The sequence below is a fragment of the Tenacibaculum sp. A30 genome, assembly GCF_051200845.1.
GTDB lineage: Bacteria > Bacteroidota > Bacteroidia > Flavobacteriales > Flavobacteriaceae > Polaribacter.
In genome coordinates this window covers 2282749-2295816 of the sequence record NZ_CP195160.1, presented here as the reverse complement: position 1 = coordinate 2295816, position 13068 = coordinate 2282749, and the positions used below count along the sequence as shown (strand labels likewise).

General features: G+C 32.3%; 12 protein-coding genes and 2 tRNA genes. 9 read left to right on the top strand and 5 right to left on the bottom strand.

Annotation, left to right across the window (positions count from 1 at the left end):
- Window positions 1–17: 17 nt before the first annotated feature.
- Window positions 18–452, bottom strand: coding sequence for a GPW/gp25 family protein (locus ACR9ES_RS11055; RefSeq protein ID WP_047790408.1), 435 nt, complete (start codon window positions 450–452; stop codon window positions 18–20).
- Window positions 453–532: 80 nt separating this feature from the next.
- Between ACR9ES_RS11055 and ACR9ES_RS11050 the strand changes: the two genes are divergently transcribed.
- From ACR9ES_RS11050 to rodA, 9 genes are all read left to right on the top strand, one after another.
- Window positions 533–988, top strand: coding sequence for a hypothetical protein (locus ACR9ES_RS11050; protein ID WP_047790407.1), 456 nt, complete (start codon window positions 533–535; stop codon window positions 986–988).
- 24 nt (window positions 989–1012) lie between these two features.
- A complete protein-coding gene (locus ACR9ES_RS11045; RefSeq protein ID WP_047790406.1) occupies window positions 1013–2377 on the top strand; it encodes a DUF5458 family protein in 1365 nt (454 codons plus the stop codon).
- Between the two features lie 246 nt (window positions 2378–2623).
- Window positions 2624–3076: a GAF domain-containing protein gene (locus ACR9ES_RS11040; protein WP_047790405.1), complete on the top strand. Its 453-nt coding sequence runs from the start codon at window positions 2624–2626 to the stop codon at window positions 3074–3076.
- A gap of 344 nt (window positions 3077–3420) precedes the next feature.
- Complete coding sequence (gene purH, locus ACR9ES_RS11035) at window positions 3421–4947, top strand: bifunctional phosphoribosylaminoimidazolecarboxamide formyltransferase/IMP cyclohydrolase (RefSeq protein ID WP_073184329.1); 1527 nt, start codon at window positions 3421–3423, stop codon at window positions 4945–4947.
- A gap of 82 nt (window positions 4948–5029) precedes the next feature.
- Window positions 5030–6058, top strand: a complete 1029-nt coding sequence (locus ACR9ES_RS11030) for a rod shape-determining protein (RefSeq protein WP_047790403.1) — start codon at window positions 5030–5032, stop codon at window positions 6056–6058.
- 16 nt (window positions 6059–6074) lie between these two features.
- Complete coding sequence (gene mreC, locus ACR9ES_RS11025; protein WP_435254250.1) at window positions 6075–6902, top strand: rod shape-determining protein MreC; 828 nt, start codon at window positions 6075–6077, stop codon at window positions 6900–6902.
- Window positions 6895–7401, top strand: coding sequence for a rod shape-determining protein MreD (gene mreD / locus ACR9ES_RS11020; RefSeq protein WP_435254249.1), 507 nt, complete (start codon window positions 6895–6897; stop codon window positions 7399–7401). Before mreC ends, mreD begins: the two co-directional genes overlap by 8 nt.
- On the top strand, window positions 7398–9284 hold the full coding sequence (gene mrdA, locus ACR9ES_RS11015) for a penicillin-binding protein 2 (RefSeq protein WP_435254248.1): 1887 nt from the start codon (window positions 7398–7400) through the stop codon (window positions 9282–9284). The genes mreD and mrdA overlap by 4 nt, the downstream gene beginning before the upstream one ends.
- Entirely contained in the window at window positions 9265–10542 is a 1278-nt protein-coding gene (rodA, locus tag ACR9ES_RS11010) for a rod shape-determining protein RodA (protein ID WP_435254247.1), read from the top strand. The genes mrdA and rodA overlap by 20 nt, the downstream gene beginning before the upstream one ends.
- A 338-nt stretch (window positions 10543–10880) precedes the next feature.
- Here rodA and rpsT read toward each other — a convergent pair whose 3' ends face one another.
- From rpsT to proS, 4 genes are all read right to left on the bottom strand, one after another.
- Window positions 10881–11132, bottom strand: a complete 252-nt coding sequence (gene rpsT / locus ACR9ES_RS11005; RefSeq protein WP_435254246.1) for a 30S ribosomal protein S20 — start codon at window positions 11130–11132, stop codon at window positions 10881–10883.
- 35 nt (window positions 11133–11167) lie between these two features.
- Window positions 11168–11239: transfer RNA gene (locus ACR9ES_RS11000), tRNA-Glu, on the bottom strand.
- A 111-nt stretch (window positions 11240–11350) separates the two neighbouring features.
- Window positions 11351–11422 (bottom strand) — tRNA-Glu (locus ACR9ES_RS10995).
- A 76-nt stretch (window positions 11423–11498) separates the two neighbouring features.
- Window positions 11499–12977 carry a proline--tRNA ligase gene (gene proS / locus ACR9ES_RS10990; RefSeq protein ID WP_435254245.1) on the bottom strand — a complete coding sequence of 493 codons (1479 nt, stop codon included), beginning with the start codon at window positions 12975–12977 and terminating at the stop codon, window positions 11499–11501.
- Window positions 12978–13068: the final 91 nt, after the last annotated feature.

Here is a 13068-nt window from a genome sequence, read left to right as displayed (position 1 = left end):
TGCTATTTTTATTTTTTTTATTGTGATAAAGGACTAATGTAAAAAAGTGTAGCAAAATTAAATGGCGCATCGGTTTCTATAATTGTACCAAATACTTTAATTTCTGCTTTTCTTCTTACATGAACATCCGTAGTCTCAGCATCATCATCTATTTCAGATAACCTTACACTAACTCTAATATCCTTGAGTCTTGGCTCATACTCAACAAAGGCATAATATAAAGAATCTTTAACTTTTTCTTCCCATTTATTAATTTTAACCAATTGGTTAAATTCTAAATCCCAAATATCGGAACCATAATTCGGTCTTCCAAAAACCTCACCTTGTTTTGAAGTAGCAATTATCATGAGGTGTTGAGCTATGGATTCTTCAAGTGTACACCCCAATCTATTATTTTCTTTATTTCTTTTTGTTATACTGGAAAAGTCTAGGGGGATCTTCAAATAATTCATTTTTCCTTAATTTTTTTCTGTAAAAATAATTTTTTTTATCAAATATTTAATAGATTCGTAGCAGAATAAAAAAAATTATTATGGCAATGTACAATTACGGAATTGGAGGCAATGAAGTTAAAGTTGATGCTAATGAATCAATCGCAAACATTTCTTCCAACAAAACTTTATTAATCCAAAAACTTACCGACGAAGCTCCTGCAACCCCCGAAGCTATCTATGGTTTAGACACAATCGAAGCTGTATTCGAGAAGTTTTCACCTTCAGTGAATCTTGAACACACCGATGAAAATGGCGCCGACGTTAAAGAATCTTTAAATTTCAACAATTTAGGTGATTTTAATGTTGAGAACATTAAGGCTAATAGCTCTTTTTTAAATAAGCTAGATATAGAAAAAGACCAGTATCTAAGAATTTCAAGACAACTATCTTCTAACAGAGCGCTAATGAAAGCACTTAGTAACCCTGAAACAAAAGATACCTTTATCAAAATTTTAGAAGAGTCAATTAAAGAAATCGAGCAAGCCGAACAATAAAACCAAAAAAAAACATAATTAGCTATGTCTACAAAAGTAAAAACGCAGCAATCGGAAGTAGTTAAACAACAATCCCCTAGTCAAGAAGTAGCTAACGCTATTGATGGCATAAAAGAGTACGGTGGTTTCTCTTTTATCGAAAACATCGTTGATGGTTACTCTAACTTGAACCCAAAAAGAAAAGCTAGAAAAAGTCTATTTTTAAACGACGAGCAGTGGAAAGGAGAAAGAAAAAACTTAAAAAACAGACTTTCTGTTTGGTTAGAAATTCTTAAAAGTAGTGACAGTATCGAATCAATGTGTGATACTGCAAAAGAAAAATCTACCAGCATAGAAAGTGTTTTAAATTACAATCTTAAGAAAACCTTAGAAAAAACAAAAGAACTAGAAACCTCTTATAGATCAGTAGCTTTATTCTACAAAAACACCGAAAAAGACAAAGTAAAAAACATCACCATCTTAAATGCCGATTTAAGTCAATTAAAAGATTTAGAAAATCCTCTTTTTATAGACTATGTATCAAATGAGTTTAAACAAAACTTTGATAGATTAGATTTAAAAGACAACTACTCTATATTAGTAGTTCCTGGTTATTTAGGATCTAACGTAGTCTTAGACAAATGGTCTAAAATAGCACATGACAACAAAGCTGTTTTATTAACAGACTTCCAAGATCTTGAAACACCTGACGACATTGTTGACATGTTCTCAAATGCAAATCACTCTGGTGGCGAAATTCACAAATCAAACACTTTAATGACTTGTAACTGGCTACTAGGAAGAAAAAAAGAAGATGCCGTGGGTGAAGAAGACAACCTATACGTTCCGCCATCTTCTGCTTTGGCTGGTAAAATATATCACACATTAATGTCTCAAGTAGTAGCAGGTAAAAAATTTGGAGGTATTAATGAGGTAGAAAGTGTACGATTCGATCTTAAAAAGAGTGAAATTTCAGAAATTGAAAAAATGGGACTTGTTCCTATGGTTAACGAATATAGTAAAGTAATGGCTTTTTCAGCCAAGACTTTATTTAACGGAGACAACTTAGGTTTACAAACTTACTCTGTTGTAAGAGTATTCGATCACATAACAAAGGTTTTATTTGACTTTTTAAATAGAAGAGCTTTTGAAAACTGGAGCTCTAGAACTGAGGCTGATTTACGTCGCCAAATAGTTAAATTCTTAGACGATATTCAAGGACCTACTAAGCTAATTGAGCGTTTTAAGGTTATAAAAATAGAACAAGATCAAAATCAAAAAGACCGTGTTTTATTAGATATTCATATCACTCCTTATTTTCCTGCTAAAAGCTTTGTTATCCAACTAGATGGACACAAAGGAGATGGTCCTGAAGATGCTGTTTGGCATAGTGAATACGTTCAACAGTAATTTTATACTACAGAGAAAAATAAAAAAGCAAAGGTTTTTAACCTTTGCTTTTTTTATTGAAAATATTTTAGCTATCACATAACTTTAAACTCATTCTTTTTGAAATTGTATCGTCTTTCACAAAAAAAAACACTTAAAACCTCTTGTCTAAGCTATAAAAAATAAAATTCAGTTTTTTATCACAATCCTTACAACTATTTTTGTAAGCTTTAAGCACTCTTTACGAATAAGATAAAAAATATTTTCATGAACATACAAGAACTAAAAAACAATATAGACTTAATAGTTAGTAATAATTCTTCTAAAGAAGAAAAACTACAACAAATCTGCGATTATTTAGCTTCAGAAATCTCTTACTATGACTGGGTTGGTTTTTACTTTAAAAATGGTGATAAAAACGAGTTAAAACTAGCTCAATTTAACGGTGAACCTACAGAACACACAATCATCCCTTTTGGAAAAGGTATTTGTGGACAAGTAGCAGTTAGCAATAAAAACTTTGTTGTACAAGATGTTAGTGAACAAGACAATTATATTTCATGTGGTTGGAAAGTAAAATCTGAAATTGTAATTCCCATCTTTGTAAACGGCGAAAACATCGGTCAAATAGATATTGACTCTCATACTGTTAACCCTTTTACTAAAAACGACGAAGATTTATTGGAATATATTTGCAAAAAAATAGCTAATTTTGTATAATTATTTTATAATCACTTGATTATTAAGTTTTTTTTTACTTTATTTGATGTGATTTTAAACAACCCCATTAATCCCCTTAAATATGAGCAATAGAGAACATCCTTCTTATGCAGCATTAGGCAGTGCTAATGCTCGTTCAAAATCTCAACAATCTTTAATAGAAAAATTCACAATCTGGTTTCGAAACTTCTTAGAAACAGCAGAGTAATTTATATTTATAGTTTTGTTGTATTAAAACACCACCAAAGAATATTTTTGGTGGTGTTTTCAATCTTAAAAGCTAAAAAAATATTGTGTGTCGACTACTCTTTTACTAGCTTTGCAAGCTTAACAACACAACAATAATGAACAATATAAAAACTATTAAATCAGCGTTAATTTCTGTTTTTCACAAAGACGGATTAGAGCCTATTGTTAAAAAACTTAATAATCTAGGTGTTACTATATACTCTACGGGAGGTACTGAAAAATTCATCAAAGACTTAGGTGTTAATGTAGTACCTGTAGAAGATGTTACTTCATATCCTTCTATCTTAGGAGGAAGAGTAAAAACGTTACACCCTAAAGTTTTTGGCGGCATCTTAAACAGACAAGATCACGAAGGCGATATTACTGAGATGGAAGAATATAACATTCCTCAGTTAGATTTAGTAATTGTAGATTTATACCCTTTTGAAAAAACAGTTGCTTCTGGAGCTTCAGAGCAAGATATTATTGAAAAAATTGATATCGGTGGGATTTCGTTAATCCGTGCAGCTGCAAAAAACTTTAAAGACACTGTTATTATTTCTTCAATGGAACAATATGAAGATTTCTTAACTATTATTTCAGAAAGCAACGGAGAAACTTCGTTAAACGATAGAAAAAAGTTTGCTGCTAAGGCTTTTAATATCTCCTCTCATTATGACACTGCCATTTTCAATTATTTCAATGAAGATGAAGTTGTATATAAAGCTAGTGAAACTACATCTAAAGTATTACGTTATGGAGAAAACCCTCATCAAAAAGGTTTTTTCTTTGGCGATTTAGATGCTATGTTTGATAAGCTACATGGAAAAGAATTAAGCTATAATAACTTATTAGATGTTGATGCTGCTGTTAATTTAATAGAAGAGTTTAAAGGTGAAGATCCAACATTTGCTATTTTAAAACATAACAATGCATGTGGTTTTGCTCAACGTAAAACAATTCATCAAGCTTATATAGACGCTTTAGCTGGTGACCCTGTTTCTGCGTTTGGAGGGATTTTAATTTCTAACACGAAAATTGATAAAGCCACTGCCGAAGAAATTCACAAATTATTCTGTGAAGTAGTTATTGCTCCTGCTTATGATGCTGATGCTTTAGAAATTTTAAAAGGTAAAAAGAATCGAGTAATATTGATTCAAAAAGAAATTGAATTACCTAAACAAACAGTTAGAACTGCTTTAAACGGAGTATTAGTTCAAGATAAAGATTATATTACAGACAAATTAGATGATTTAACTTACCCTACTAACAATAAACCATCAGAAAATGAGTTAGAGGATTTGTTATTTGCATCTAAACTATGTAAAAACACTAAGTCTAATACTATTATTTTAGTAAAGGACAAGCAATTATTAGCTGGGGGAACAGGTCAAACAAGTAGAGTTGATGCTTTGAGACAAGCTATTGAAAAAGCTAATAGTTTTAACTTTGACTTAAACGGAGCTGTTATGGCTAGTGATGCTTTTTTCCCTTTTCCTGACTGTGTAGAAATAGCAGATAAAGCAGGTATAAAAAGTGTAATTCAACCAGGGGGATCTATTAAAGACCAATTAAGTATTGATTATTGTAATGATAATAATGTAGCAATGGTTTTTACTGGAACTAGACATTTTAAACATTAATTATATTGAGTGTAAAATACCCACAGATTTTTATTAGATTTGTGAGAATACATTAAAATTAAATATAAATAACGAAATCTTTATGGGTTTTTTCGATTTCATGACAGAAGATATTGCAGTAGATTTAGGTACTGCAAATACACTTATAATCCACAATGGTAAGGTAGTTATTGACAACCCCTCTATTGTTGCTAGAAATAGGCTCACTGGTAAAATTATCGCTACAGGTCACGAAGCCAGTAGAATGCAAGGAAAAACCCATGAAAACATCAAAACTATACGCCCCTTAAAAGACGGTGTAATTGCTGATTTTCAAGCTTCTGAAGAAATGATCAAGGAATTTGTAAAACAAATTCCTGCTATAAAAAAGAGATTATTTCCACCATCATTACGAATGGTAATCTGTATTCCTTCTGGAATTACTGAAGTTGAAAAACGAGCAGTTATTGATTCTGGTCGTCACATGAATGCTAAGGAAATCTATTTGATTTACGAACCAATGGCAGCAGCTATTGGTGTTGGTGTTGATATAATGGAGCCTAAAGGAAACATGATTATTGATATAGGTGGTGGTACAACTGAAATTGCTGTTATAGCACTAGCTGGTATTGTCTGTGATCAATCAGTAAAAGTTGCTGGAGATTTATTTACCAGCGATATTATGTATTACATGCGTACGCAACACAATTTATATGTTGGGGAAACTACTGCCGAAAAAATAAAACTACAAATAGGTTCAGCTACAGAAGATTTAGACACACCTCCTGAAGACATGATGGTTCAAGGACGTGATTTATTAAGTGGAAAGCCTAAACAAATACAAGTTTCTTATCGTGAAATTGCAAAAGCTCTAGATAAATCAATTTTACGTATTGAAGATGCCGTAATGGAAACACTATCTAAAACACCACCTGAACTAGCTGCCGATATTTATAATACTGGTATTTATCTTGCTGGTGGAGGATCTATGCTTAGAGGTTTAGATAAGCGTTTGTCTAGAAAAACAGATTTACCAGTATACGTTGCTGAAGATCCGTTACGTGCGGTTGTACGTGGTACTGGTATTGCGTTAAAAAACCTAGAAAAATACAAAACAGTATTAATCAAATAAAATTGAATGATTATTTATGCAACAGCTTATTTATTTCTTTCAGAAGTATAAGTTCTTCTTATTTTTTCTATTTCTAGAAATTATAGCTGTTGCATTAATCATTAACAACCACTCTTTTCATAAAAGTAAATTTATTAGTTCTACTAATTTTATTACTGGTGGATTATATCAAAAATCATCTAATTTATCGGATTACCTTAGCCTAAAAGAGAAAAATTCAGTTTTAGTTGAAGAAAACCTATCTCTAAAAAATAAATTAGAAAGACTTAACAGTTATTTTGACAGTATTTCGAGTCATCAGGCTATTGACACAGTTAAATTGAATCCTGATTACATTTATACTTCTGGAAAAATCATCAAGAACTCCTATAGTAAAACGGATAATTTTATAACAATTAACAGAGGAAAAAACGACAACGTTGCAAAAGAAATGGCTGTAATTAACAGTAAAGGTATTATTGGAATTACTGATAATGTATCTAATAATTTTACTAGAGTACAATCTATTTTAAACTCTAAAAGTAACATTAATGCTAAGTTTAAAAACAATCATCATTACGGAACATTAGTTTGGAATGGTGAAGATTATAATATTGTTCAGTTAACTGATATTCCTCGTCAAGCAGTATTTCAAGTAGGTGACACGATTATTACAGGAGGTAGATCTACTATTTTTCCTGAAGGAATCCCTATTGGTACTATCATAAAAGTTCCCGAAGAATTATCTGCTGTTAACAATATTGATATTAAACTTTTTAACGACATGTCTAACTTAGGGTACATTTATGTCGTAACGAATCTTCATAAAGAAGAAATTAAAAATTTAGGAAACTATAATGAATAGAACTATTTACTTAATACTTTTATTTGTTTTTCTCTTGTTACTACAAGTGCTTGTTCTTAACAATATTTTATTTTTAGGATATGTAAACCCTTATATATACATTGTATTTATCTTTCTATATCCTATAAAAGAAAATCGTTTTCCTGTTCTAATTACAGCTTTTTTATTAGGACTTTCGGTAGATGCATTTTCTAACTCTGGAGGTATACACACTTTCGCTACCTTGTTTATAGCTTACCTTAGGCTATTTTTTTTCAAGGTTATCTTTAAAAAATCGACTACAGACTATCAACTTTTTAACTTAAGACACGAATCTTTTGATAAGGTGTTTAACTACACTGCTATTTTAACACTTATTCATCATTTTATCTTGTTTAGTTTAACTAACTTTAGCTTTTACAATTTCACTAACGTGCTTATCAACACACTATTTTCTAGTTTTTTTACGTTACTCTTGTATTTTTTAGGAAGTTTTATATTTAGGAAAAAGCTGACATGAAACGAAGTTTTTTACTCATATTTTTAATTACCCTTATCGGAATTATTTATATCTCCAGATTGTTTCACTTACAAATCATGAAAGGAAGTGAAAACAGTCTAACTCATAGCGCTACAATTAAAGTTGAGTATGATTACCCTGAACGAGGTTATATATACGACAGAAACGGAAAATTACTAGTCGCAAATCAATTATCTTATGATGTGATGATTGTTCCAAAAGAAGTAGAACCACTTGATACTTTAGAGTTTTGTAGTCTTTTAAAAATAGATAAAGAAGATTTTAAGAAGCGATTTTCTAAAGCTGAAAATTACGCAAGATGGTTACCATCTGTATTTTTAAAACAATTAGCCAAAGAAGACTACGCTTATCTTCAAGAAAAATTACCTAAATACAAAGGCTTTTATATTCAAAAACGTATTATCAGAAACTACCCTGTAAAATCTGCTGCCAATGTTCTTGGGTTTATTAGTGAGGTCAGTGAATATATTGCAAAAAATAGCGAATACTATGAACAAGGAGAGTTAATAGGTAAATTAGGTGTAGAAAAGCAATACGAAAAAGAGTTAAGAGGAATAAAAGGTAAGAGGTATTATAAAAGAAACAACCTAAATGAAATTACTGGTTCCTTTAAAGGTGGAATGTATGACACTTTAGCGGTACCTGGAAAAGACTTAACATTAACTATTGATAGTGAATTACAAGAATATGGTGAATTATTAATGGCAGGGAAAAGAGGCGGCATTGTAGCTCTTGAACCTCAAACAGGTGAGATCTTAGCATTGATTACAGCTCCTTCTTATGACCCAAATTTATTAGTTGGAAGAAAACGCTCTCCAAACTCAGTAAGACTATTTAACGACAGTATTAACATGCCTACTTTCGACAGAGGTTTACAAGCATCATACGCACCTGGCTCTCCTTTTAAAATACTTACAGGTTTAATTGGCCTACAAGAAGGTGTAATTGATGAAAACTCAGGTTTTTTCTGTAATCATGGTTATCGTTATGGTAGAAGACCAAACGAATTCATGGGCTGTCACTGTAATATTGTTGGTCGTCCTGTTCGTTTAAAAACAGCTATTGCTAAATCATGTAACACATATTTTGCTAACACTTACAGAAAAATTGTCGATAAATACGAAAACGCAACCATTGGTACTGATGCTTGGAGTGAACATGCCAAAAGTTTTGGTTTAGGAAATTATTTAGGGTATGACCTACCTTCTGGTCAAAAGGGACGAATTCCTGACGGAAGATTCTACGATAGAAGTTATGATTTTAGATGGGGAGCAACAACCACTATTTCCAATTCTATTGGTCAAGGTGAAGTAGAAACCACCCCTATTCAACTAGCAAACATGACTGCTGCAATTGCCAACAAAGGCTATTATTACACCCCTCATATTGTTAAGAAAATTGAAGATAAACCTAATCTTGATTCAATATATACAACTCCTAGAAAAACAACAGTTTCCCCTGAACATTTCCCTATTGCTATTGAGGCAATGTATGAAACATTTACCAGAGGTACAGCTAGATATAGTCAAGTTAAGGGAATAGATATTTGTGGGAAAACAGGAACGGTTGAAAACTTTATTAGAGTAAATAAGAAAAAAGTTCAGTTAACAGATCACTCTATTTTTATAGCCTTTGCTCCAAAAGAAAACCCCAAAATAGCCATAGCTATTTTTGTAGAAAACGGAGGATATGGATCTACAATTGCGGCCCCTATTACCAGCTTACTAATTGAAAAATACTTAAACAAATCTATATCAAGAAAACATCTTGAAAACCGTATGATTAACCTAAGTCTTCAAGAAAGATATGACAATCAATTATTAATTCAAAAAAGCGATACTATTGCGACAGGAACGAAATAATATTTTTGCTGGAGTCGACTGGCTACTTGTTTTTCTCTATATACTATTAGTTGGTTTTGGATGGGTTAATATCTATGCTGCATCTTCTACAGAAGAATCTAGAGAACTATTTGACTTCTCAACAAAATACGGTAAACAACTTATTTTTATAGGGTTGAGTGTTCCTGTGATTATTTTTATTCTGTTCTTCAACTCCAAGTTCTACGAACAATTTGCCAGCGTTTTATATATAATATCATTAGTACTATTGGCAGGAGTTTTAGTCTTCGGAAAAAAAATTAACGGAGCAACCTCTTGGTATAATTTTGGAGGAATTGGACTGCAACCCTCTGAATTTGCAAAAGCTTTCACTGCTTTAGCCTTAGCTAAATTGATGAGTGATCGGCAATACAACCTTAAACTATTAAAAAACCAAGCAAAAGCCTTTGTCCTCATTTTTTTACCCGCATTTTTTATTGCATTACAACCTGATATGGGGTCAGTATTAATTTATTTTGCGTTCTTTTTTGTGTTAAACAGAGAAGGACTTACACTAAGCTATATCTTATTCGGAGTAACAACCATTATTTTATTTATTTTAACCGTTTCTTTTGGCGCCAAATGGGTACTGATTTCTTGTTTATTAATTATAACACTTGCCACACTTTACGGAATTTATAAAGACAAGCGTTTTTTCCGTTTTAACGCATTAAAAATACTTAGCTCATATCTCTTTACTACTTTGTTCATAATAGGTATAAGTTATACCTACAATAACGTTCTTGAGCAACATCAAAAAGATAGATTTGACATTTTATTAGGAAAAGTTCAAGATAATAAAGGGATTGGGTACAACTCTTTTCAATCAGAAAAAACCATTAGTTCTGGTGGCCTCTCTGGAAAAGGTTTTTTACAAGGAGATAGAACACAAGGTAATTTTGTTCCTGAACAACACACCGATTATATATACAGTACCGTAGGTGAAGAATGGGGCTTTATAGGAAGTTCCTTCGTTATTATTTTATTTATGGCGCTTCTATATAGAATCATATACCTTTCAGAAATTCAAACTAACAAATTTGCAAGAATATATGGTTACAGTATAGCCTCTATCTTCTTTTTTCATGTTGCTGTGAATATAGGTATGGTAATCGGTTTATTTCCTACAGTAGGAATTCCGCTCCCATTTTTCAGCTACGGTGGTTCTTCTTTGTGGGGATTCACACTACTCTTATTCATCTTTATTCGTTTAGATGCTCATAAAAAGTACGATTGGTAACACCTTAGGTTTTTCTTTTTTAATCGAATAATAAGAATAGAAAAGGATTGAAAAAAATAGCTAGAAAAACCTTCTTCAATAAAACGATCTAAAAACCTAACGAGTTAATTAACACTTGAAATTATAGATTTTGTAACCTCTATCCCACTCTATGAGCTTATCCTACAGATTATATATGGAATAAACTGATTCTGTTAGTTTATTTACAGCCGTCGTTAGTGATTTATATTACTAATTTCGAATCAAAAAAAAAGAAAGTACATTTTAAACTTAACTATAAAACAAAAACGCCCCGATAAAATCGGGGCGTTTTTAACTATTAACTAACCTTAAAACTCTTATAAAGCTGCAACGTGTTTAGCCAACTTTGACTTTAAGTTTGCTGCTTTATTCTTATGAATAACGTTGTTCTTTGCTAACTTATCTAACATAGATACAACAGTCGAAAACATTCCTTCTGCTTCCTTCTTATCTTCTGTAGCTCTTAATTTTCTAACAGCATTACGTGTAGTTTTATGCTGATATTTATTTCTTAAGCGCTTCGCTTCGTTACTTCTGATTCTCTTTAATGCTGACTTATGATTTGCCATTGTACTAAATTCGTTAATTGTTTATAAAAAACTTGTAGTCCGTACGGGAATCGAACCCGTGTTACCAGGATGAAAACCTGGCGTCCTAACCCCTAGACGAACGGACCAAAACAATCGTTCTGATTGCGGGTGCAAATATACAACTCTTTTTGTTATTTGCAATAATTTTTATCTTTTTATTAGTTTTATTTTTACTCTAAAACTAGCTTAAGAACTTGTAGTCCGTACGGGAATCGAACCCGTGTTACCAGGATGAAAACCTGGCGTCCTAACCCCTAGACGAACGGACCAAAACAATCTATTTTGCGATTGCGGGTGCAAATATAGAAACTGTTTTTTATTACACAAAGCTTTTTTTTATTTTTTTTAATAAGCCTTGGCAAAAAGCACTCTTTTAGTAGATGGTTTCCCTGTAAACACACATACTCCCTCCTCTTCTTTTGCGTCGTTAGGAATACATCTTATCGTTGCTTTCGTTAATTCTTTAATGGTATCTTCTGTTTCAATAGTACCATCCCAGTGAGCAGAAACGAATCCTCCTTTGTTTTCTATCACATCTTTAAACTCATCGAATGTGTTTACCTCTGTAATATGATCGTTTCTGTAGTTTAGCGCTCTTGTATATAAATTCTCTTGGATCTCTTCCAATAAGTTCGCTACGACATCTACTACCTCTTCTCTAGAAACTGTTTGTTTTTCAAAAGTATCACGACGTGCAACCTCAACTGTACCGTTTTCTAAATCACGAGCTCCCATAGCAATTCGAACAGGCACTCCTTTTAATTCGTATTCTGCGAACTTAGCTCCTGGTCTAAAAGTGTCTCTATCGTCAAATTTTACTGATATTCCTTTAGCTCGTAATTCTTTTACAATTACATCTACCTTTTCTGAAATAGTGTCTAATTGCTCTTCTCCTTTGTGTATAGGAACGATTACTACTTGAATTGGCGCTAACTTTGGAGGTAATACTAAACCTGCATCGTCAGAATGTGTCATAATCAACCCACCAATTAAACGAGTTGACACTCCCCAAGATGTAGCCCAAACATATTCTTGCTTTCCTTCTTTTGATGTATACTTTACATCAAACGCTTTTGCAAAGTTCTGACCTAAGAAGTGTGATGTTCCTGCTTGTAAAGCTTTTCCATCTTGCATTAACGCTTCAATAGTTAAGGTGTCATCAGCTCCTGCGAAACGCTCACTCTCACTTTTTGCACCTTTTACCACTGGCATTGCCATGAACTCTTCAGCAAAAGTTGCATATACTTCTTGCATTTGCTTTGCTTCTGCAATTGCTTCAGTTTTTGTAGCATGTGCTGTATGACCTTCTTGCCATAAAAATTCTGCTGTACGTAAAAATAAACGTGTACGCATTTCCCAACGTACCACATTCGCCCATTGATTTATTAATAATGGTAAATCTCTGTGTGATTGAATCCATCCTTTATAAGTATTCCAAATAATTGCTTCGGAGGTTGGACGAACTACTAACTCTTCTTCTAACTTTGCTTCAGGATCTACACGAAGCTTTCCTTCTCTTTCAGGGTCGTTCTGCAAACGATAATGTGTAACTACCGCACACTCTTTTGCAAAACCTTCAGCATTTTTCTCTTCAGCTTCAAACAAACTTTTGGGAACAAAAAGAGGAAAGTATGCATTTTGATGTCCTGTTTCTTTAAACATTCTATCTAACTCTTTTTGCATGTTTTCCCAAATTGCAAATCCGTAGGGCTTAATTACCATACATCCTCTAACCGCTGAGTTTTCAGCTAAATCAGCTTTGACAATCAATTCGTTATACCATTTCGAGTAATCTTCGACTCTTTTTGTTAAATGTTTGCTCATATTCAAAAGTTTGGCATAAATATTGTTATTTTTTATGCGTAAATTGTGTCTGCAAAACTACATTAAATAAGGTAACAAGCCCAACAAAGAA